The following is a 20,571-nucleotide window of genomic DNA, read 5'->3' as shown; positions in this document are numbered from 1 at the left end:
CTGTCCGGGTGGCTACATCGGCGAGATTTCGCGGGTTTTTCTCATGGAAAGCCTCCCAGGGCTTCTCTGTAGAGGCTACGATCTCGTACGCGGTTGCGTAGTGGAAAGGTTACGTCCGGTGAGAGGTGGCCCGAGTGGTGATGGATGCCCGGTTCTCTGCCCAGGAGCGTTTCCGCTGTACAGGTGTGACGGTCGTACCCGTCCACGGCGAGGTCGACCTCGCCACCGCCGACCGCATGCGCGATCGGCTGCTCCAGGCCGCGCACGCCTCACGGTGCGACTGCCTGGTCGTGGACATGTCAGGGCTCGACTTCTTCGACGCGAGCGGTGTGAGCGCCCTCGTGTCGGTCTTCAGGACCCTCACCGCTGAAGGGCGCCACGTGGTGCTCGCCGAACCCGCGCCCATCGCCGCGCGCGTGCTCGAGGCACTCGGCATGGGGCGCCTGTTCGAGATCTACCCGATCCTGGAGATGGCACTGACCCACACCAGCGGACTTCGGGTCAACGGCGACCCGATCGGCGACACCGTCCCCGGCGGACAGTGAGCCGACACAGGCCCGGGGCCCCGTGACACGGGGCCCCGGACCGGTGCACGACGGTCAGAGCGGGCCCGGGGCGCCGTCCCCGCCCTCCGGGCCCCCGTCGCCGCCACGCACCAGGAACGGCGCCAGGAGTCCGGGGACCGCCTCGTCGGCCCAGGCCAGTCCCTCGCCCAGCCCCACGTCCACCGCCGCGTACGTCCCCGCGCCGGCGGCCGTCGTCGCCGCCACGTCCGCCAGGCCCAGCCTCCGCTGGAACGGCGACCGGGTGATCCGCCAGCCGATCACCGCCGACCGCTCCAGCGTCACCGTCCTGCGCACCGCCATTCCCTGCCGGACCACCAGGTAGCGCGGGTGCAGCCCGTGGCCGAGCCCCCGGTAGGAGCCGAGCGCGTACCAGAACGCCGCCGCGCCGGCCAGGACCGCGGCCACCGCCCAGCCCCAGGTCGGCGCGGTCTCCGCGGCGCGGACGGCCAGCGGCACGGGCATGATGTACTCCTCGATCCTGCGCGCGGCCTCCCACCACGCCGCGGACGCGAGTGTGTGCAGCCAGGCCAGGGCGCCCGCCAGCACCAGAGCGAGCACGGTGACGTATCCCGCACGCGTGAACCGGCGGCGCAGCGCCGCCCTCGGGTGGGCGTTCAGGGGGGCGTCCAGGGGCGAGTCCTGCGTCTGCATCAGGTCGGCGGCCAGCCCGCGCGCCAGCCGGCGCGGCATCGACGGGGACAGGCGGCTCTTGGCCTTGGCCGCCTCGTCGTCGGCGGAGCCCAGCCCGGTCGCGACCGCCCGCACGTCCGCGCCCCCCGCCGAGCGCAGCAGGAACGGTTCGTGCAGGGTGACACCGTTGAGGCGGCGCCCCTCCACCGACAGGGACACGCTGGTGAGCAGGCCGCGGCGCAGCCGCACGGTGCCGTCGGCATCACGGGTGAGCCGGTAGTCCCACCAGGTCTCCACCGCCACGGCGGTCACGATGAGCACTCCGGAGACCAACAGGCCCAGCAGGGCCAGGGGCGCCACGAGCAGGACCTGGGACACGACGAACGAGGCCATCTCCTCACCGCTGGGCAGGTTCGCCCGGTCGGAGATCCACCGCCAGGGCGCACCGTTGGCCTGGGCGTTCGCGCCCAGGAGCGTGACGATGACACCGAGGCCGATGCCCACGGTCGCGGTGGTCACGGGGGCGAAGGCGAACCAGCGCCGGTCGAGCCTGGCCAATTCGACCTCGAACTCCCCGTCCTCCGCGGAGGGGCTCCCGCCGTCGGCGGCGGTGCTCCCGGCGGGCCGGGGGGCGCCCCGGTACAGGAGTTCGCGGCGGAGCGACTCGCCCTGCCCCGCGGTGACGTAGGTCAGTTGGAACTGCTCGGCGCCCTCCGCGACCTTCTCACCGGTACCGACCGTCACCGAGCACAGTCCGAGGACCCGCGCGTAGAGGGGCGCAGCGACGTCCACGCTGCGCACGCGCTCGCGGGGGACGGAGCGGTACGCCTTGGCGATGATGCCGGACCGCATCTCGATGCGCTCGGCGGTGACCCGGTAGCGGGTCGCGCGCAGTCCCAGCAGGTCGAGGTAGGTCAGGAGCCCGAACAGGGCGAGCGTTCCGCCGAACACCGCGAGGCCCCACAGGGCCTGTCCCACGACCACCAGGACCACAATGGCGACGATCGCCGCGAAGAACAGGAACGCGCCCACGACGAGGGCGTTCGCCCACACGCTCAGCGGGTGCAGCCCCTGCCAGCCCTCCGACTCCGGGGTGTCCGCGCCGTCGGCACCGGCGGGGGAGCGGGTCTGCGCTCCGGCGGCCTGCCCCGCGTCGGGGGAGCCGTCGTGCGCCGGGAGGTCCGCGGGTGGGGGCGGGGGCCCCGGGGCGTTCTCCCGCGGGGGGCGTCCGTTGTCGTCGGGGGGGTTCATGTCGCGTCTCCCGGGGTCGCCTGGGTGGTCTCGGTGAGCCGTTCGGCCACCTCGGTCGCCTGGGCGTGGTCCAGTCCGGCGATCTCGATCGGACCGGCCGCCGACGCGGTGGTCACGGTGATGCTGGACAGGCCGAACATCCGCTGGAGGGGCCCCCGGGCGGTGTCGACGGTCTGGATGCGCGACATCGGCGCGACGCGCCACTCCTGCCAGATCCACCCGCTGGAGGTGTAGACGGCGGTGTCGGTGACCTCCCACCGGTGGACGCGGTAGCGCCACTGCGGCATGAGGAAGGTGATCAGCAGCCCGATCCCCCCGACCACGCCGGCGGCGACCAGGAACCAGATCCGCGGAGCCTCCCAGATGACCGCGGGAACCACGAGGGGCGCGGTGAGGCCGACGGTCACGGCCAGTGACCGCGTCGTCCACCACCGGATCGCCCGTCTGTCCACGCGGTGGTGCGGCGGGCGGAGGCGCGGGGCGTCTGTGCTCATCGCGTCCATGTCTCCTCTCATCAGGGCCCTGGAGGCCGTTCGCTATTAAAAGTGATATCACAATGCTATGCTCGAGTCATCACCTTGAAGAGAACGGAAGATGAGATGGCCGAAACCAGCCAGCCGGTCGTACCGGCGCCCCAGTACCGAGAGAACACCGCGAAGAGCCGCGACGGGATCCTGTTCGCCGTGATCAGCGTCGTGCTGATCCTGGTCGGGGCGGGTGTCGCCCTGTCGCCGGTCATCGGGCTGCCCGGCCCCCTGGTCGCGGTCGGCGTCGTCGTCGGCCTGGTCGGCCTCGGCCTCCTGTTCGGGCTGACGATGGTCGCGCCCAACGAGGCCCAGGTCGTCCAGCTGTTCGGCCGCTACGTCGGCAGCATCCGCACCGACGGCCTGCGCTGGGTCAACCCCTTCACCCTGCGGAAGGGGATCTCCACCCGCATCCGCAACCACGAGACCTCCGTCATGAAGGTCAACGACGCCTCCGGCAGCCCCATCGAGATCGCCGCCGTCATCGTCTGGCAGGTCGAGGACACCGCGCGGGCCTCCTTCGAGGTGGACGACTTCGTCGAGTTCGTCTCCATCCAGACCGAGGCGGCGGTCCGCCACATCGCGGGCCACTACCCGTACGACTCCTATGACACCGACACCAGCCGCTCCCTGCGCGGCAGCGCGGACCTCATCACGGAGGAGCTCTCCAAGGAGGTCGGTGAGCGGGTCGAGGCCGCGGGCGTCAAGATCGTCGAGTCCCGGTTCACCCACCTGGCCTACGCGTCGGAGATCGCCCAGGCGATGCTCCAGCGCCAGCAGGCCAGCGCGCTGATCGCGGCCCGGCAGGAGATCGTCGAGGGCGCCGTCGGCATGGTGGACCGCGCACTCGCCCGCCTGTCGGCGGAGAATGTGGTCGAGCTGGACGAGGAGCGCAAGGCCGCCATGGTCAGCAACCTGCTCGTGGTGCTGTGCTCCGACCGTCCCGCCAGCCCCGTCGTCAACACCGGGACCCTGTACCAGTAAACCGGGTGAGGTGGCCGTGCCCGATCGTAAGAAGGTGCTGCTGCGGCTCGACCCCGCCGTCCACGACGCGCTCGCGCGGTGGGCCGGGCAGGAGCTGCGGAGCACCAACGCACAGATCGAGTTCCTCCTGCGTCGGGCGTTGGACGACGCGGGACGGATGCCGAAGGAGGCCGGGGTCATCCCCCGTCGCGGCCGACCGCGCAGGTCCAGGCCGGAGGAGGACGATTCCGCGGAGGAACCCCGTGACGGGGGAACCCCCGGCCCTGCCGAGGAGTGACACCCCCCGCGAACGGCGGCGCCGGGCACCCCAGGGTGCCCGGCGCCGCTCGCTGTGGACCGTCAGTCCTCGGCCGGGGGCTCCTCGGCGCCGCCGATGTGCGCGCGCCAGTCGCCGTCGAGCCTGAGCAGCCACTGGGGGACGATCCGGACCGGGAACGGTGCGTCCGTCTCGAAGACCTCCTCGCCGAACGTCGCCGAGACCTCCGTGTACTCGCCGTTCTCCAGCCGCAGTTCGATGATGCTCGCCTTGTCACTGTCGGGCGTGATGACCCAGTACGAGGGGATGCCGAACTCCGCGTACTCGCGGCGCTTGGTGTGGTGGTCCCGGAAGACGCTCTCGGGGGAGACGACCTCGACGGCCAGTACCGGAGGCTTCGTCGTGTAGGGCATCTGGAAGTCCTCGTTCCGGATCACGGCCACATCCGGGATCCGGTGCCGTGTCCGCTCCGAGTCGAGGGTCACCCCCGGACCGTCCATCACGAGCATCCCCACGGGGGCTGCGTAGCTCAGGTGGGCGGTGAGGCGACCGGTGGTCAGAGTGTGCAGGCTGGCGGGTGCGGGAGACACGTCAAGCCGCCCGTCGACCAGCTCGTAGCGCCGCCCGTCGTCCGGCGTGTGCTGTAGGTCGTCCACGGTGAGCGGCCCTGGCCCGAGGTGGGTCTTGCCGATAGTCATAACTGCCATCATGCCTCCTCATTCGCATGAGGACCAGGATCCTGGAGAAGGGGGCGGGTGTGGGCGGGAACGTCGAAACCCGTGAATAGCAGCCCCCTTCTCTCGGCTTCCGTGGTCGGCCGTAACCCCGGAGCGGAACCGGGCCCCGCGCCCCGTCCCGCGACCGACGGCCCGCCTAGCCGAGGGCGGACGCGGCCGCCCGGCCCGCGATCCGGCCGGAGAAGAGGCAGCCGCCCAGGAACGTGCCCTCCAGGGCCCGGTAGCCGTGCACCCCGCCTCCGCCGAACCCGGCGACCTCCCCGGCCGCGTACAGGCCCGGCAGCGGCGTGCCGTCCGCCCGCAGCACCCGCGAGTCCAGGTCGGTGTGCAGACCGCCGAGTGTCTTGCGGGTGAGGATGTGCAGGCGCACCGCGATCAGCGGACCTGCCTTCGGGTCCAGGATCTGGTGCGGGGCGGCCACCCGGGCCAGCCTGTCGCCCCGGTAGGTGCGCGCCGAGTGGATGCTCATGACCTGGAGGTCCTTGGTGAAGGTGTTGGCCATCTCGCGGTCGCGCGCCACCACCTCGCGGGTGACGGTGTCGGCGTCGAGCACCCCGTCCCCGGCGACCTCCCGCATCTTCCGGATGAGCGCGGGCAGCTTGTCGGCGACGACGAAGTCCGCGCCGTTCTCCTTGAACGCCTCCACCGGGCCGGGTGCGCCGGGGAGCACCCGCTTCAGGACGAGCTTGAGGTCCTTGCCGGTCAGGTCGGGGTTCTGCTCCGATCCCGACAGGCCGAACTCCTTCTCGATGATCTTCTGGGAGAGCACGAACCACGTGTAGTCGTGGCCGCTCCGCATGATGTGGTCCAGGGTGCCCAGGGTGTCGAACCCGGGGAAGTAGGGCGCGGGGAGGCGTTTGCCGGTCGCGTCCAGCCACAGCGACGAGGGGCCCGGCAGGATGCGGATCCCGTGCCTGGACCAGATCGGGTCCCAGTTCTGGATGCCCTCGGTGTAGTGCCACATGCGGTCCGGGTTGATGATCTGCCCGCCCGCTCGCTCGGTGATGCCGAGCATGCGCCCGTCCACGTGCTCGGGCACGCCCGACAGCATGTGCTTCGGAGGGGCGCCCAGGCGCTCGGGCCAGCTCCTGCGGACCAGGTCGTGGTTGGCGCCGATCCCCCCGGAGGTGACGACGACCGCCTGCGCGGACACCTCGAAGTCGCCGACCGCGTCACGGTTGCTCGCCTGGCCGCGCGCGATGTCGCTGGGGGCGAGGACGGCGCCGCGCACCCCGGTGACGGTCCCGTCGGTCACCACCAGCTCGTCCACCCGGTGCCGGAAGCGCAGCGAGACCAGGCCCCGTTCGGCCGCAGCGCGCACCCGGCGCTCGAAGGGCGCGACCACGCCGGGGCCGGTGCCCCAGGTGATGTGGAAGCGGGGGACCGAGTTCCCGTGACCGTCGGCCAGGTAGCCGCCGCGCTCGGCCCAGCCCACGATGGGGAAGATCCGCAGCCCCTGCGCGTGCAGCCAGGAGCGCTTCTCCCCGGCGGCGAAGTCCACGTAGGCCTCGGCCCACCTGCGGGGCCACTCGTCCTCGGGGCGGTCGAAGGCGGCGGTGCCCATCCAGTCCTGGAGGGCGAGTTCGCGGGAGTCCTTGACGCCCATGCGCCGCTGCTCGGGGGAGTCCACGAAGAACAGGCCGCCGAAGGACCAGAAGGCCTGGCCGCCGAGGGACTGCTCGGGCTCCTGGTCGAACAGGACCACCTTCTTGCCCGCGTCGGCCAGTTCGGCGGCGGCGACCAGCCCCGCCAGCCCGGCTCCGACGACGATCGCGTCGGCTTGGTCGGCTCCGCTGCTCATCTGGTTCCTTCCCCTCGGGTGGTCCGCGCCCGGAGGGCGGGCACGGCGTGCGCGATGGTGACGACTGTGCCCGGCCGGGCCGCCACCGACAAGGGCGCCGTGTGTCCCGCGCCACATCATTTGTCACCCTGTGACAAACGGGGAGCGGCTTCCGCGGTGTCGTGGCCGAGCGCCTCCGGTCACGGCACCGCGGCGGGCCGGCGGGCGCGGGCCCGCGGTGTCAGGCGCCGAAGCGGACCAGGGACCGCCCGCCCCGGCCGCGGCGCATGCGCTCGAAGGCCTCCGGCACCCCCTCCAGGGGGATCTCGTCGGTGACCATCGCGGCGAGCTTCAGCTGCCCGGAACGCACGTGTTCGGCGATCAGCGGGATGTCGCGCCCGGGGTCGCTGGAGCCGTAGACGCATCCGCGCAGGGTGCGCCCCTGGTGGAACAGCTCCAGCGCGTTGAACGACACCTCGTCGTCCAGTGCGCCCACACCCACCACCGTGACCGTGCCGCCGCGCCGGGTCGCGTCCCACGCCGAGCGCACCACCCGTGCGGAGCCGACCACCTCGAACGCGTGGTCCGCTCCCCGGCGCCCCGTCAGCCCGCGCACGGCCCGGGTCAGCGTTTCGTCGGCGACCAGGAAGTCGGTCGCGCCCAGCGACCGGGCCAGTTCCTCCTTGTCGGGGGAGACGTCCACGGCGATCACCGGGTCCGCCCCGGCCAGGCGGGCGGCCTGCACCACCGAGAGCCCGACCCCTCCCAGGCCGAGGACCACGGCCGACTGCCCCACACGCACGGAGGCGGAGTTGTTGACGGCGCCCCAGCCGGTGAGAAGCGCGCACCCCAGCACGGCGGCGACCGCGGGATCGATCCCGTCGGGCAGCGGGACGACTGCGCGGGCGGGGACGACGGTGGCCTCGGCGAAGGCTCCGCAGCCCAGGCCCGGGTGGACGGGGGTGCCGTCGGTCAGTTCGGCGTACGGCCGGGCCGCGCCGTCGAGGGCGTGCTCGCACAGGTGGGGCTCGCCCTGGAGGCAGAACCAGCACTCCCGGCAGGCGGGGGCCCAGTTGAGGATGACGTGCTGGCCGGGCACGACGCCGGTGACGCCCTCGCCCACGGCCTCGACGGTTCCGGCGCCCTCGTGACCGAGGACCGCCGGCCACTTCTGCGCCAGGGTCCCGTCGGACAGGGACAGGTCGGAGTGGCACACGCCCGCCGCGGCGATGCGCACCCGGACCTGGCCGGGGCCGGGGTCGGGAAGGACCAGGTCGCGGATCTCGGGGGGCGCGCCCTGGGCGGAGAAGACAGCGGCCTTGACGGTCGTACTCATGGGAGGAACTCCAATCGAGGATTGCCGCGAGAGTAGCAATACCGACCGGTCGGTCCGAGCTCTGGGGGCGCGTGTTGGACGCCTCCGCGCCGCCGGTGCTGGCGCGGCCGGGCCGCTGACGGCCCCGCCGCGTCGGCCTGACCCCTCCTTTGCCTCCTGTGGGAGGCGTCTTGCCAGGTGGGAGTGATGATGGGAGGCAGAGGGAGGGATCATGGTCAATCCGGTTTGGGTGGGGACCCTGATGTTCGGTCGGGTGCCGATCGGCATCCGCCTCTACAGCGCCCGCGAGCGCAGGGGACCCGTGCTGCACCAGTTCCAGAGGGGCACCGCCGACCGCATCCGCTACCTGCGCGTCAACGAGCGCACGGGGGAGGAGGTCGCCGTCGAGGAGGTCGTGCGCGGGGCCCGGACCGGGGTCGAGGACGAGTACGTGATCCTCGAACCCGAGGAGCTGGAGGAGATCCTGCCGAGCGGCTCGCGCACCATGGAGATGGGCGAGTTCCTGCCGGAGGGGGCCGTGGACCCGCTCTGGTACGCCTCCACCTACTACGCGGCACCCCGCGGGGCCGCCGACACCGAGCCCTACCAGCTGCTCTACGCCGCACTGGACAGGACCCGGCGTGTGGGGGCGGCCACCGTCGTCCTGCGCGACCGCGAGTACCCGGTCCTCATCCAACCCCACCGCGGGGTGCTGTCGGCCTCCACCCTGTGGTGGCCCGACGAGGTCCGGGCCCCGGACGACGTGATGCCGCCCGTCGCCCGCGCCGAACTCGGCAAGGGCGAGCTGAAACTGGCGGAGGAACTGGTCAGGGCCCTGTCCGCGGAGTGGGACCCCGACGACTACGAGGACAGCTACGGCCGGCGGCTCACCGAACTGGTGCGGGCCAAGGCACGGGGGACCACGTTCTCCCACCGCCCCGACCGCACGGACGGCCGCGGGGGCGTCGGCGCGATCGGCGAGGCACTGCGGCAGAGCCTGCCGACCCGCCCCCACAAGCGGGGGCGCGCCCCCGTGCCGCGCACGCCCACCACCGTCCGGGCCGAGGCCAGGAGCACCTCCGAGGGCCGCAGGACCAAGCGCGAACTCCTCCAGCGGGCCTCGGAACTGGATGTGCCGGGCCGCTCGAAGATGAACAGGGACGAACTGGAGGCGGCCGTCGGCAGGGCGGGCTCCGGCGGACGCCGCTGACCGGCGCCCCGCCGTCCCGGTGGGGCGCCACAGCCCTCACCGCGTCGCCGGGCACACTTCCGAACGGGCGCCACCGAAAGGGGGAGGGCCTGTGGAGCACTTTGGGGAAACCCGTCTGTTGACCGAACTCCGCTGCGGGTATCTCCTCTTCATCCGTGCGGGAACCACGATGTGGTAAATGCCTGTACCACCGAGGGCTGAACAGCGTTCCGCGCGATTCACTGGGAGGTCCCATGGCTCGACCGGTTCCACCGGCACCGGCTCCGCGGCACTACCTGATGTGTCGGCCGACCTATTTCGCCGTCGAATACGCGATCAACCCCTGGATGGACCCGGACGCGGGAGTGGACAGGGAAAAGGCGATTCGGCAGTGGGAGGGCCTGCGCGACCTCTACCTCGGACTCGGGCACCGGGTCAGCGAGATCGAACCCGTCGACGGCCTGCCGGACATGGTCTTCGCCGCCAACGGGGCCCTGGTCGTCGACGGCCGGGTCTACGGCGCGCGCTTCGCCAGCGCCGAGCGCACGCCCGAGGGGCCGGCCTACCTGGACTGGTTCCGCAAGGCGGGCTACTCCGAGACCCGCGAACCCAAGCACGTCAACGAGGGCGAGGGGGACTTCATCACCCTGGACGACGTGGTCCTGGCCGCCACCGGGTTCCGGACCGAGGCCGCCGCGCACCAGGAGGCCGAGCGCTTCCTCGGCCGCCCCGTCGTCACCCTGCAACTGGTGGACCCGCGCTTCTACCACCTGGACACAGCGCTGTTCCCGCTCTCCGGCAGCCAGGTCGCCTACTACCCGGGCGCCTTCTCCGAGGGGAGCCGCAGGGTGCTGCGCGCCCTCTACCCGGAGGCGCTGCTGGCCACGGAGGAGGACGCCGCCGTCCTCGGCCTCAACGCCGTCTGCGCGGGCGACGACATCGTCGTCGCCGCGGAGGCGACCGCTCTCGCCGACCGCCTGCGCGCACTCGGCCGTACCGTCCACCCGGTCGAACTGGACGAGTTGCGCAAAGCCGGGGGCGGCGCCAAGTGCTGCACCCTGGAACTGCGCGAGGCACCCTCCCCTGTGTGAGGGGGAGCATCCGGGTTCCGTGCACCCGTCACGGAACCCGGACACCCGAAACGGCACGGATGTGGGAAATGCCACCGGGGCCCGGGGGCGGTCCACCCGTCGCCACAGGTCACGCCCGCGGGAGCGCCCGGCCTCCCGCGGCGGAGGGGCGACGCGTGACAACGGACCCTGGCCAAACACCCCGGCCGCCATAAAGTCTGGGTTCGTGAAGACCACACAGCGCAGACTTCCGCGCCGGATCAGGGAACAGCAGATGATCGACGCCGCGGTGACGGCGTTCTCCCGTGGTGACTACCACTCGGTCAGGGTGGAGGAGATCGCCGAGGCGGCAGGGACCTCCAAACCGACGGTCTACCACTACCTCGGGTCGAAGGAGGGCATCTTCACGGCCTGCGTGCGCCGGGAGGGGGAGCGGCTCATCGCCGCCATCCGGGAGGCGGTCCACGACCCGAGGGCCGCCGCCGGCGACGACCCGCTGCGCCGGGGCATGCACGCCTTCTTCACCTTCGTGACCGGGAACCGGGAGAGCTGGACCGTCCTGTACCGGCGCGCAGCCGTACAGGGGGAGCCCTTCGCGGCCGAGGCCAGCCGTATGAGGGACCGGGTCATGGACGAGGTCGGCGACCTCATCACCAGCTGCACCGGCGGCCTCCTGGGCGAGCACGACACCAAGGACGCGCAGCTCCTGGCGCGCATCGCCGTCAGCACCGCGGACGCCTTCGCCGACTGGCTCCTCGACCACCCGGAGGAGAGCCCCGACGCCATGGCCGGGCACGTCACCGAGCTGACCTGGTCCCACCTGCGGTCCCGCCGGACGGCCACCGCGCTCTGACGGCGGCCCCGAGCCCGCGGCCCGGGACCGCCGGGTGTCAGCGCAGCGCACTCATCACGTGCTTGACACGGGTGTAGTCCTCCAGGCTGTACGCCGACAGGTCCTTGCCGTAGCCCGAGTGCTTGAACCCGCCGTGGGGCATCTCCGACGCCAGTTCTCCGTGGCTGTTGATCCACACCGCGCCGAAGTCCAGTTCGGCGCTGACACGCAGGGCGCGTCCGTGGTCGGCTGTCCACACGGACGAGGCCAGCCCCTGCTCGACGCCGTTGGCCAGCTCGACCGCCTCCTCCTCGGTGGCGAACCTCTGCACGGTCACCACCGGGCCGAAGACCTCCTCGCGCACGATCTCGTCGTCGGCGCGCAGCCCGGACACCACGGTGGGCGCCAGGAAGAACCCCTCCCCGCCCACGCGGTGCCCGCCCGTCTCCACGACCGCGTGCGCCGGCAGGCGCTCCAGGAGCCCGGTGACCCGGGCGAACTGGTCGGCGTTGTTGAGCGGGCCGAAGTCGGAGGACCGGTCGCTGGGCCGCCCGGTGACCTGCGCTGCCGCCCGCGCGGCCAGTGCGGCCACGAACTCGTCGTGGACGCCCTCGTGCACCAGCACCCGGGTGGCGGCGGTGCAGTCCTGGCCGGCGTTGAGGAACGCGCCCGCCACCACCCCGGCGGCGGTGCCGGCCGGGTCGGCGTCGTCGAAGACCAGGACCGGTGCGTTGCCGCCCAGCTCCAGGTGCAGCAGCTTCAGGTCGGCCGAGGCCGCCCGGGCCACCTGCACACCCGCGCGGGTGGAACCGGTGATCGACACCAGCCGTGCCGCGGGGTGCTCCACCAGCAGGCGGCCGGTGTCCCGGTCGCCCACGACCGTGTTGAGCACGCCCGCCGGCAGCACCTCCGCGGCGATCTCGGCGAGCATGACCGTGGTGGTCGGTGTGGTCTCGGCGGGCTTGAGCACGACGGTGTTCCCCGCGGCCAGGGCGGGGCCGATCTTCCACACCGCCATCATCAGCGGATAGTTCCACGGGGTGATGCCCACGCACACGCCCACCGGCTCGCGCCGGATCCACGAGGTGTGACCCTCCAGGTACTCGGCCGCCGCGCGCCCCTCCAGGTGGCGTGCGGCCCCGGCGAAGAACCGCAGGGTGTCCACGCAGAAGGGGATCTCCTCGTCGAGCACGGACGCGCGCGGCTTCCCGGTCTCGCGGCACTCGGCGTCGGCGAACTCCTCGGCGCGCGCGGCCAGGGCGTCCGCGATCGCGAGGAGGGCGTCCTGGCGCCGGGCGGGGGTGCCGCCCCGGCGCCAGCCCCGGAAGGCGCGCGCGGAGGAGGCCATGGCCGCGCCGACCTCGTCGGGGCCGAAGATCCCGGCCCTGCCGGCGGCCCTCCCCGTCACCGGGTCGACCAGGTCCTGGGTGCGCCCGTCCGCGGGCGTCAGGGGCCGTCCGTCGACGAAGCCGGGCAGCGTGTCGAACTCGTTGATGCGCATGGGGTCCTCGTGTCGCTCGGGGTGGTGTCGGTCGGTGTGCGGGCCGGTCGGAGGGGGCGTCCCCCCGCTCGGCCCGGGCATGGCCGGAAGCCCGCGGGCCCGGCCGCGGGCCGGGGCCAGGGGCCGGCGGGGTGCGTCGTGCGCGCTACCCGCCCAGGTGGGTGGGGGCGAACAACCCCAGCACCATGGGCAGCACGACCACGTGCGGGCCTGGCCGGGACAGGGCGGCGGCCAGGTCCTCGCGCAGCCGGTCCGGGGAGGTCGCCGTGGCGGGCACACCGAACGCCTCGGCGAGAGCCACGAAGTCCGGGCGGGCCAGCTCGGTGTGGGTGGCCTCCCCGAACGACGACTCCATGTACTCCCGCAGGATGCCGTAGCCGCCGTCGTCCACGACCAGCCACGTCACGTCCAGGTCGTGCTGGCGGGCCGTGGCGAGCTCGGCGATCGAGTACATGGCGCCCCCGTCCCCGGAGACCGCCAGGACCGGGCCGCGCCCGGCCGCCGCGGCGCCCAGGGCGGCGGGCAGCCCGTATCCCAGGCCCCCCGAGCCCTGGGCGGAGTGCGCCTGGCCGCCGCGCGGGTCCCACGCCGACCACGCCCAGTAGGCCAGCATCGTCATGTCCCAGAAGCTGGGCGCTCCGTCGGGCAGGGCCTCCCGCACCGCGGCCAGCACCGCGCGCTCCGCGCCCAGGTCCTGGGCGTCCAGGCGGGCGGCCACCGCGGCCTTCACGGCCGCCACCTCGGCGGTCGCGGCCGGGTCGGCCGGGCGGCGCGCCACCGCCTCCGCGAGACCGGCCAGGGTCAGGGCTGCGTCGCCGTGCACACCCAGCGCCGGATGGTTGGACTCCAGCTTGCCCAGGTCGGCCTCGACCTGGACCACGCGGCCCCGGGGCGCGAACGTGTGGTAGTTGCTGGACAGTTCGCCCAGTCCCGACCCGACCACCAGCAGGACGTCGGCGGCCTCCATGTAGTCGGTGGTGTGCCGGTCCTCGATCCACGACTGGAGCGAGAGCGGGTGCTCCCACGGGAAGGCGTCCTTGCCGCCGAACGTGGTGGCCACCGGTGCCTGGAGCGCCTCGGCCAGGGCGACGAGGGCGTCCCGCCCTCCCGCGCGGCTCACCCCGCCCCCGGCCAGCACCACGGGCCGACGGGCCCCGTCGAGCAGCCGGGCGGCCTCGGCCACCACCTCCGCGCGGGGGGCGAGCGGCGCCGGGGCCGGGTCCACGTCCCGCACCGGGGGCACCCCGGTCGGCTCCAGCAGCACGTCCTGGGGGATCTCCACCAGCACCGGGCCCGCCGGGGCGCTCGCGGCGACCCGCCAGGCCTCGGCCAGGGCCGAGGGGATCTGCGAGGCGTGCCGCACCGTGAACGCCGACTTGGTCACGTTGGCGAAGCTCGCGGACTGCTCGGGCAGCTCGTGCAGATAGCCGTGGCGGCCCCCGCCCAGTCCCGCACGCGGGATCTGGCTGCTGACCACCAGCACCGGGGCGCTGGAGGCCCTGGACTCCTGGAGCGAGGCCAGGGTGAGCAGCGCCCCGGGCCCGGTGGAGACCAGGAGCGGGGTCACCTCCCCGGTGAGCCGGGCGTGCCCGTCGGCGGCGAAGGCCGCGTTGTTCTCGACCCGGCTGGAGACGAACCTCAGCCGCGGCGCCCGGCGCAGCGCGTCGAACAGCCCGAGCGCGTGCTGGCCGGGGATGCCGAAGGCCACCCGTGCGCCGAGCGCGGTGAGCGTCTCGGTGACCAGGTCCCCGCCGTTGCGCGGCGCTCCCATGGGGTCAGGCCCCCGTCTGCTGGTTGAGGGCCAGGACGCTGACCAGGTCGTAGGCCACGTGCGAGGCCGCGGTGGCGGTGATCTGCGCGTGGTCGTAGGCGGGGGCGACCTCCACCACGTCCGCGCCCACCAGACGGCATCCGGCCAGTCCGCGCAGGATCTCCAGCAGTTCGCGGCTGGTCAGGCCGCCCGCCTCCGGGGTGCCGGTACCGGGCGCGTGCGCGGGGTCGAGCACGTCGATGTCCACCGACACGTACAGGGGCCGGTTGCCGATGCGCTGGCGCAGGGAGTCGGCGATCTCGTCCACGCCCTTGCGCATCACGTCGGCCGAGGTGACGATGCCGAACCCGAAGCGGCGGTCGTCCTCCAGGTCCTTCTTGCCGTAGAGGGGGCCGCGGGTGCCCACGTGGCAGATCGCCTCGGTGTCGAGGAGGCCCTCCTCGACCGCGCGGCGGAACGGGGTGCCGTGGGTGTAGGGCTCGCCGAAGTAGGTGTCCCAGGTGTCCAGGTGGGCGTCGAAGTGCACCATCGCGATCGGCCCGTGGACGCGGTGCAGCGAGCGCAGCAGGGGGAGGGCGATGGTGTGGTCGCCGCCCAGGGTGACCAGGCGCGTGCCCGCGCGCACGAACCGGGAGGCTCCCTCGTCGAGGGTCTCCACGGCGTCGCCGATGGAGAACGGGTTGACCGCGATGTCCCCGGCGTCGACCACCTGCGCGGTGGCGAACGGGGACACGTCCAGGCCGGGGTTGTAGGGGCGCAGCAGGCGGCTGGCCTCACGGATGGCGGAGGGCCCGAAGCGGGCGCCGGGACGGTAGGAGACCCCGGTGTCGAAGGGCACGCCGACCACGGCGATGTCGGCCTTCTCCACCTGGTCGATACGGGGGAGGCGGGCGAAGGTCGCCGGTCCGGCGAAGCGCGGTACGAGGCTGGAGTCGGTGGGGCCGATCGGTGTGTTCATCGCGTGGTCGTCCTTCTCTTCGTGGGTGCGGCCGGTGCGGTCCGCGGTGGTGCGGGCGGGTGTCGGATCCGGGTCAGTCCTCCCGGGACGCGGGTGCCTCCGCGGCGGCGGGGGCGTCCCCGGCCTCCGTGCGGGCCTGCGCCGGCGGTGCGTCCTCACCGCGCAGGCGGCTCTGCCACGCGGTCAGGACGGCCGGGTCGGTGGGCCGGGTCAGCAGGCTGACGGCCACGTACACCACCAGTGCGGTGCCCAGCCCCACGTAGATGGGCTCGTTGGCGAGCATCCCGGTCAGGGCCATGGTGACGATGACGGCCACCGACCCCGCGAGCATGGAGGCCAGGGCGCCCGCCCGGGTGCCGCGCCTCCACAGCAGGCCGCCGAGGATCGCGATCAGCAGGCCGCCCACGAGCAGGTTGTAGGCCAGGGTCAGCGCGGCGACGACGTTGTCGACGGCCAGGGCCACGCCGATGGTGGCCGCGCCCAGGACCAGGGTGAAGACGCGGTTGGAGGCGACCTCGTCGCCCCCTTCCTCGGCGGGTGCGGCGCCGCGTCCGAACAGGCGGCGTACCTGGGGCCACAGGTCGGTGGAGGTCACCGCGGAGCAGGCGATGAGGGCGCCGCTGGCGGTGGACATCACGGCGGACAGGGCGGCGGCGATCACCAGCCCGGCCAGGCCGACGGGCAGGGTCGCGTCGACCATGACGGTGAACGCCTCGTCCGGGTTGGCCAGGTCCGGGAAGAGCACGGCCGCCGCGGTGCCGATGAGCGCCCCGCACACGCCGTAGACAAGGCAGTAGACCCCCGCTCCGATGCCGCCGGCCCTGGCGACCCGGTCGTCGCGGCCCGTGAACACGCGCTGCCAGATGTCCTGGCCGATGAGCAGGCCCAGCGAGTAGATGACGAAGTAGGTCAGGATCGTCTCCCCGCCGATGGCGGTGGGACTGAAGTGGGAGGGGTCCAGCGCCTCCCTCATCCCGGAGAAGCCGCCCGCCGACCAGATCGCCACCGGCGTCAGGATGAGGATGAGACCGATGGTCTTGATGACGAACTGCGCCATGTCGGTCATGGTCACCGACCACATGCCGCCCATCGTGGAGTAGAGGACCACGATGGACCCGCCCAGGATGATCGCCACCGCGCGCGGGAGCTCGAACAGGCCGCTGAAGATGGTGGAGAACGCCAGGGTGGAGGGCACCGTCAGCATGAAGGTGTAACCCCACATGACCAGCCCCGACACCACCCGCGAGTTGCCGCCGTAGCGCAGGTCCAGCATCTCGGACACGGTGAAGACCCGCAGCCGCGAGATGCGCTTGGCGAAGAACAGGTGCAGCGCGAGGATGCCGACGCCGATGGCGACGACCAGCCAGGCGCCGGAGATGCCGTAGGTGTAGCCGAGGCCGATGCCGCCGACGGTGGAGGCGCCGCCGAGGACGACGGCGGCCATGGTGCCCGCGTACATCAGCGGCCCCAGGCGGCGCCCGGCGACCAGGTAGTCGGACTTGCTGGTGGCGCGGCGCATGCCCCACCAGCCGAGGGCGACCATACCCAGGAGGTAGGCGGCGATCACCGCGAGGTCGACGGTCATGGCACTCCAAGTGTGGACGCGGGGGTGCGGGGGCGTGAACGGCGGCGGCTTTGACGCAGGTCACACGGGCTTCGGTCAGATTAGGCAGCGTCTCGGCTACGCTCCAGTGGACGAACCGCACCGTGGAGCCCCCACAGATGGACGAATCATCCACACGGAGCGGGCGGCGCACCCCCGCACGCAACACGGGGGACACGAGGCGTCCGCGGTCGTGCCCGGCCGCGCCGACGCGAGGAGGAAGGGGACAGCATGGCCGGAGGAACGCGCCGCACCGACGTCCACACCGTGCCGCTCACCGTGGTCACCGGCCGCCGCGACCTGGCGCTGACCACGGTCGTCGACGCGGGCGACCCGGGGATCACCTGGGCCGTGGTCAGCGAGCTGACGGATCCGTCCGCCTACCTGCGCGGCGGGGAACTCCTGCTCACCGCAGGGGTCAACCTGCCCCGGACCTCCGCCGGACTGCGCGCCTACGTGGACGCCGTGGCCGGCGCGGGGGTCAGTGCGATCGGCTTCGGCGTCACCCCCGTCCACGACACAGTCCCCGCGGGCCTGGTCGAGCAGTGCCACGCGCGCGGGCTGCCCCTGGTCGCGGTGCCCCGCCCCACCCCGTTCGCCGCCGTCAGCCAGGCTGTCGGCGCGGAGCTGGAGGAGCGGCGACTGCGCGACCTGCGCCGCCTCGGGGAGGCGCACCAGGCCCTCGCCCTCGCCGTCACCGCCGACACCCCCGTGGACCGCGTCCTGCGCGTACTCGCCGAGGCCCTGGGCGGATGGGCGCTGCTGGCCCACCCCCCGGCGGTGCCGTCGGCGCCCGGGGGACGCTCCGCGCCGGAGGAGGGCGGCGGTCCCCGCGACGGGGCCGGGGCCGCCTCCGCCGGGCGGCACGCGACCCAGGGAGCCCCGCGCGACCCGGACCCCGAACTCCTGGAGCTCGTCGCCCGGCTCACCCTGCCGCACGGGCCGCGCAGCGCCAAGGCGCGGTCGGGCGCGGACGAGGTCTTCCTGCACACCGTCGGCTCGCCGCCCGACGACCACGGGGTGGTCCTGGTCGGGCGCCCGGACCCCCTCGGCATCACCGACCGCGCGGTCCTGCGCACCGCGACGGCCCTGCTCGACCTGCTCGCCCGCACCGACCGGGGCGCTCCGCCCGCCCCGGGGCGCCTCCTCACCGGGCTGCTCCTGGACGGAGGGGTGACCGGGGACGCCCTCCCGCTGCTGGCCGAGCTCACCGGGGGCGACAGCGGGGACGGGGGAGCGGGAGCCTACCGGGTCCTGCACGCCCTCCCCGCCGACCGGGGGCGCCACACCGCGCCCGCCGGGCTGCCCCTGGACACCCGGGTCCTGGACGCCGACCCCGGCCCCCCGGGGCTGCTCCGCGCGGTCCTCGCGGACCGCGGCGACGCCGACCACCGGGAAGGACTGGAACGGCTCCTGCTGCACGGGTGGATCGGCGCCCTCAGCGGCCCGGTGCCCCCCGACGAGCTGTCCGGGGCCGACCGCACGGCGGCGTCCCTGCTCTCCCGCGCCCGCGCGGCCGGCGGACCCCTGCTCTGGGGGGAGGACACCGACCCCTTCGAGGCCCTTCTGGCCCCGGCAGGAGCCGACGTCCTCGCGCGCGGTGTCCTGGGACCGCTCGCGGACGATACCGAGCCCGCACGCCTCCTTCGACGCACCCTTCGCGCCTGGCTCACCCGGCACGGCAACTGGGACCGGGCCGCAGCCGACCTCGGCGCCCACCGCAACAGCGTCCGCTACCGCATCGGCCGGATCGAGCGCGACCTCGGCGTGGACCTCGGCGACGCCGAGCAGCGCATGCGCCTGTGGTTCGCGCTGACCCGCCGGCGGTCGTGAACACCGGCAGGTGGACGGCGTCGCTTCGACGGCGCGTGCGGGTTCGGGATACCGGAACCGGCGTCTGCGGGTTCGGGATACCGGAACCGGCGTCGAGGGACGCAGGGGGTGGGGCCGCTCAGTTCGCCAGGTCCGGGTACAGCTCGTTGTAGGGGACGTCAGGCGTCCGGAACGGATCGGCGTCCACCGAGCAGTCGGAACTGAGGATCGGAATGTGCCGGCCCGCCCCCCGGCCCTCCAACTCCTCCAGATAGTCCAGATGCCCGCTGCCAGTCGGTTCGCGGGTGACCCGGAACAGGTGGTTCCGGACGCTCGCGGCCAGGGTGCTCTCGTCGCTCGCCTCGAAGCCCAGCAGCGTTGCGCGGGCCGCGATCGTGGCCGCGTCGTAGTAGATCAGGCTGTAGCCGCTGTAGAAGTCCTCCGGAACGGAGGTGCTTTCCGTCTCGGCCCTCACCGTCGTGGTGACGGCCGCCTCGTAGTCGTCGAACCCCTCCGGGCTCCAAGCACCCTCCTCCAGCCAGGAGGGATCGAAGGCGCTCGCCTGGACGAGGCGGTAGTGCTCCCCGGCCGAGTCGTCGTCGGCGGGCTCGCACTCCGTGCCGGAGTAGGACCTGATCATGTCCGGAAGCAGCCCGAGCTCTATGGAGTACACCGTGATCGGGACGCCGGATTCGGCCCTGCAACCGCGCAGTTCCAGGGATCGCAGGAAGGTTCCCAGGTCGGAGAACCGTCCGGCGAAGAACACCGAGTTGGTCCCCGGGTTCGCGCAGATCTCGTTGGCTATGTGATCGAAGTAGACAGTCGTGTTCTCCGAGCCGGCGCTGCCCTGGAACGTCAGCGAGTTCTGGACGAGATAGGGGTCGAGATACCGGCGGAACTGATCGGCCAGATCCAGTGAGAAGGTATCGGCCTCGTTCTCGTCGGCGAGCAGCAGACCCCTGGCCGGTTCCTGGTCCGACTCGGCCCGACGGTCCAGGTGGTCGCGCAGAGCCGCCGCGAAGTCCTCGTTGTTGGGGGCCGCTCGGATGAGCCCGGGCGAGTGCACATTGTTGATCGTGGTGGAGGTCGAGGAGCCGGCGACCATGGGAATCCCGAGCTCGGACAGTTCCCGGGCGACTGCCTCTGTCTCGGTGGTGGTCGAGGACTTCCCGATGACCACGGACAGGGGAATGTCGTCGTCGACCATCGATTCGAGGTCGTCGACGACCGCATCGGTGCCTTGCTGCACACTCCCCTCGTTGGCCAAGTAGAGCTGGAAGATCCGGCTCCCCTCGGCGACCACCTCAACTCCGGAACCGGTCTCCGCGAATCCGTTCTGTCGCATGAGTGCGACATAGGTCCCCTCGACGGCGCGGACGATCTGCTCCTCGCTCAGGTCCGCGCTCCCGTCGAGTGAGAACGACGTCATCATCACGATACGGAAGGCCTCGACGTCGTCCCGGGAGGCGGCGAGCTCCTCGACCTCGGTGTTCATGCTGTGGATCCGGCTGGTGAGCCATTCGAGATCCGCCTCGAAGGAATAGGAGCCGTCGTTGACGCCGACGCATTCGCCTTCGATCTGTTGGAGGCCCGTCCCGCAGACCAGGTGCGGCCAGCCGAACACGCCCCCGACCACGGTGGCGACGAGCGCCACCACCGTCGAGAGGACCACTGCCGCCCGGGTTCGCCTGAACCGCCGCCGTTGGAGCGGTGGACCGATCCTGCGCACGAGTTCGGATCGGGTGAGCGGGAACTCGAGGTCCCCGATGGAGGATCGGCCGTGTTCCATGCG

The 20,571-nt window shown here is 72.8% G+C and carries 17 protein-coding genes; 7 read left to right on the top strand and 10 right to left on the bottom strand.

Annotation, left to right across the window (positions count from 1 at the left end; all coding sequences use genetic code 11):
• Positions 1 to 185 precede the first annotated feature (185 nt).
• On the top strand, positions 186 to 545 hold the full coding sequence (locus Q8791_RS25160) for an STAS domain-containing protein (protein WP_330094281.1): 360 nt from the start codon (positions 186 to 188) through the stop codon (positions 543 to 545).
• 54 nt (positions 546 to 599) lie between these two features.
• On the opposite strand, the gene Q8791_RS25155 is transcribed toward Q8791_RS25160, so the two are convergent.
• Together Q8791_RS25155 and Q8791_RS25150 are read right to left on the bottom strand one after the other, a co-directional pair.
• Positions 600 to 2,447, bottom strand: coding sequence for a PH domain-containing protein (locus tag Q8791_RS25155; protein ID WP_330094280.1), 1,848 nt, complete (start codon positions 2,445 to 2,447; stop codon positions 600 to 602).
• A complete protein-coding gene (locus Q8791_RS25150; protein WP_330094279.1) occupies positions 2,444 to 2,941 on the bottom strand; it encodes a PH domain-containing protein in 498 nt (165 codons plus the stop codon). Before Q8791_RS25150 ends, Q8791_RS25155 begins: the two co-directional genes overlap by 4 nt.
• Positions 2,942 to 3,046: 105 nt before the next feature.
• Here Q8791_RS25150 and Q8791_RS25145 point away from each other — a divergent pair, with 105 nt between their 5' ends.
• Together Q8791_RS25145 and Q8791_RS25140 are read left to right on the top strand one after the other, a co-directional pair.
• Positions 3,047 to 3,955 carry an SPFH domain-containing protein gene (locus Q8791_RS25145; protein WP_330094278.1) on the top strand — a complete coding sequence of 303 codons (909 nt, stop codon included), beginning with the start codon at positions 3,047 to 3,049 and terminating at the stop codon, positions 3,953 to 3,955.
• A gap of 16 nt (positions 3,956 to 3,971) precedes the next feature.
• A complete protein-coding gene (locus Q8791_RS25140; protein WP_330094277.1) occupies positions 3,972 to 4,232 on the top strand; it encodes a hypothetical protein in 261 nt (86 codons plus the stop codon).
• Between the two features lie 62 nt (positions 4,233 to 4,294).
• On the opposite strand, the gene Q8791_RS25135 is transcribed toward Q8791_RS25140, so the two are convergent.
• From Q8791_RS25135 to Q8791_RS25125, 3 genes are all read right to left on the bottom strand, one after another.
• Positions 4,295 to 4,918 (bottom strand): Uma2 family endonuclease, encoded by a 624-nt coding sequence (locus tag Q8791_RS25135; protein WP_330094276.1) that lies wholly within the window; start codon positions 4,916 to 4,918, stop codon positions 4,295 to 4,297.
• Between the two features lie 166 nt (positions 4,919 to 5,084).
• Positions 5,085 to 6,749 carry an FAD-binding dehydrogenase gene (locus tag Q8791_RS25130; protein WP_330094275.1) on the bottom strand — a complete coding sequence of 555 codons (1,665 nt, stop codon included), beginning with the start codon at positions 6,747 to 6,749 and terminating at the stop codon, positions 5,085 to 5,087.
• Positions 6,750 to 6,969: 220 nt separating this feature from the next.
• Positions 6,970 to 8,064 (bottom strand): alcohol dehydrogenase catalytic domain-containing protein, encoded by a 1,095-nt coding sequence (locus Q8791_RS25125; protein ID WP_330094274.1) that lies wholly within the window; start codon positions 8,062 to 8,064, stop codon positions 6,970 to 6,972.
• A gap of 211 nt (positions 8,065 to 8,275) precedes the next feature.
• Here Q8791_RS25125 and ku point away from each other — a divergent pair, with 211 nt between their 5' ends.
• The 3 genes from ku (at position 8,276) to Q8791_RS25110 (ending at position 11,155) form a co-directional block, all read left to right on the top strand.
• Positions 8,276 to 9,253 carry a non-homologous end joining protein Ku gene (ku, locus tag Q8791_RS25120; protein WP_330094273.1) on the top strand — a complete coding sequence of 326 codons (978 nt, stop codon included), beginning with the start codon at positions 8,276 to 8,278 and terminating at the stop codon, positions 9,251 to 9,253.
• 233 nt (positions 9,254 to 9,486) lie between these two features.
• Positions 9,487 to 10,323 carry a dimethylargininase gene (gene ddaH, locus Q8791_RS25115; protein WP_330094272.1) on the top strand — a complete coding sequence of 279 codons (837 nt, stop codon included), beginning with the start codon at positions 9,487 to 9,489 and terminating at the stop codon, positions 10,321 to 10,323.
• A 205-nt stretch (positions 10,324 to 10,528) separates the two neighbouring features.
• Complete coding sequence (locus tag Q8791_RS25110; RefSeq protein WP_330094271.1) at positions 10,529 to 11,155, top strand: TetR/AcrR family transcriptional regulator; 627 nt, start codon at positions 10,529 to 10,531, stop codon at positions 11,153 to 11,155.
• Between the two features lie 37 nt (positions 11,156 to 11,192).
• On the opposite strand, the gene Q8791_RS25105 is transcribed toward Q8791_RS25110, so the two are convergent.
• The 4 genes from Q8791_RS25105 to Q8791_RS25090 form a co-directional block, all read right to left on the bottom strand.
• A complete protein-coding gene (locus Q8791_RS25105; RefSeq protein ID WP_330094270.1) occupies positions 11,193 to 12,635 on the bottom strand; it encodes an aminobutyraldehyde dehydrogenase in 1,443 nt (480 codons plus the stop codon).
• Positions 12,636 to 12,780: 145 nt separating this feature from the next.
• Positions 12,781 to 14,406 (bottom strand): thiamine pyrophosphate-binding protein, encoded by a 1,626-nt coding sequence (locus tag Q8791_RS25100; protein ID WP_330094269.1) that lies wholly within the window; start codon positions 14,404 to 14,406, stop codon positions 12,781 to 12,783.
• A 4-nt stretch (positions 14,407 to 14,410) separates the two neighbouring features.
• Positions 14,411 to 15,364, bottom strand: coding sequence for an agmatinase (gene speB, locus Q8791_RS25095; protein WP_330094268.1), 954 nt, complete (start codon positions 15,362 to 15,364; stop codon positions 14,411 to 14,413).
• Positions 15,365 to 15,437: 73 nt separating this feature from the next.
• Positions 15,438 to 16,949, bottom strand: a complete 1,512-nt coding sequence (locus Q8791_RS25090) for a sodium:solute symporter (protein ID WP_330094267.1) — start codon at positions 16,947 to 16,949, stop codon at positions 15,438 to 15,440.
• Between the two features lie 249 nt (positions 16,950 to 17,198).
• Here Q8791_RS25090 and Q8791_RS25085 point away from each other — a divergent pair, with 249 nt between their 5' ends.
• Complete coding sequence (locus Q8791_RS25085; RefSeq protein WP_330094266.1) at positions 17,199 to 18,800, top strand: PucR family transcriptional regulator; 1,602 nt, start codon at positions 17,199 to 17,201, stop codon at positions 18,798 to 18,800.
• A gap of 118 nt (positions 18,801 to 18,918) precedes the next feature.
• Here the strand turns inward: Q8791_RS25085 and Q8791_RS25080 are convergent, their stop codons facing one another.
• A complete protein-coding gene (locus tag Q8791_RS25080) occupies positions 18,919 to 20,568 on the bottom strand; it encodes a type 1 periplasmic-binding domain-containing protein (protein ID WP_330094265.1) in 1,650 nt (549 codons plus the stop codon).
• Between the last annotated feature and the right edge of the window lie 3 nt (positions 20,569 to 20,571).

Origin of the sequence: Nocardiopsis codii (assembly GCF_036327455.1) — a bacterium.
Classification (GTDB): domain Bacteria; phylum Actinomycetota; class Actinomycetes; order Streptosporangiales; family Streptosporangiaceae; genus Nocardiopsis; species Nocardiopsis codii.
The sequence above is the reverse complement of the archived record's forward strand: the minus strand, read 5'-3'. Positions and strand labels throughout refer to the sequence as shown.

Bases quoted from the DNA above. Each gene is read 5' to 3' on its own strand.
- Q8791_RS25155 (WP_330094280.1), bottom strand. From the start codon at position 2,447: ATGAACCCCCCCGACGACAACGGACGCCCCCCGCGGGAGAACGCCCCG.
- Q8791_RS25150 (WP_330094279.1), bottom strand. From the start codon at position 2,941: ATGAGCACAGACGCCCCGCGCCTCCGCCCGCCGCACCACCGCGTGGAC.
- Q8791_RS25145 (WP_330094278.1), top strand. From the start codon at position 3,047: ATGGCCGAAACCAGCCAGCCGGTCGTACCGGCGCCCCAGTACCGAGAG.
- Q8791_RS25135 (WP_330094276.1), bottom strand. From the start codon at position 4,918: ATGGCAGTTATGACTATCGGCAAGACCCACCTCGGGCCAGGGCCGCTC.
- Q8791_RS25130 (WP_330094275.1), bottom strand. From the start codon at position 6,749: ATGAGCAGCGGAGCCGACCAAGCCGACGCGATCGTCGTCGGAGCCGGG.
- Q8791_RS25125 (WP_330094274.1), bottom strand. From the start codon at position 8,064: ATGAGTACGACCGTCAAGGCCGCTGTCTTCTCCGCCCAGGGCGCGCCC.
- ku (WP_330094273.1), top strand. From the start codon at position 8,276: ATGGTCAATCCGGTTTGGGTGGGGACCCTGATGTTCGGTCGGGTGCCG.
- ddaH (WP_330094272.1), top strand. From the start codon at position 9,487: ATGGCTCGACCGGTTCCACCGGCACCGGCTCCGCGGCACTACCTGATG.
- Q8791_RS25105 (WP_330094270.1), bottom strand. From the start codon at position 12,635: ATGCGCATCAACGAGTTCGACACGCTGCCCGGCTTCGTCGACGGACGG.
- Q8791_RS25100 (WP_330094269.1), bottom strand. From the start codon at position 14,406: ATGGGAGCGCCGCGCAACGGCGGGGACCTGGTCACCGAGACGCTCACC.
- speB (WP_330094268.1), bottom strand. From the start codon at position 15,364: ATGAACACACCGATCGGCCCCACCGACTCCAGCCTCGTACCGCGCTTC.
- Q8791_RS25090 (WP_330094267.1), bottom strand. From the start codon at position 16,949: ATGACCGTCGACCTCGCGGTGATCGCCGCCTACCTCCTGGGTATGGTC.
- Q8791_RS25085 (WP_330094266.1), top strand. From the start codon at position 17,199: ATGGCCGGAGGAACGCGCCGCACCGACGTCCACACCGTGCCGCTCACC.
- Q8791_RS25080 (WP_330094265.1), bottom strand. From the start codon at position 20,568: ATGGAACACGGCCGATCCTCCATCGGGGACCTCGAGTTCCCGCTCACC.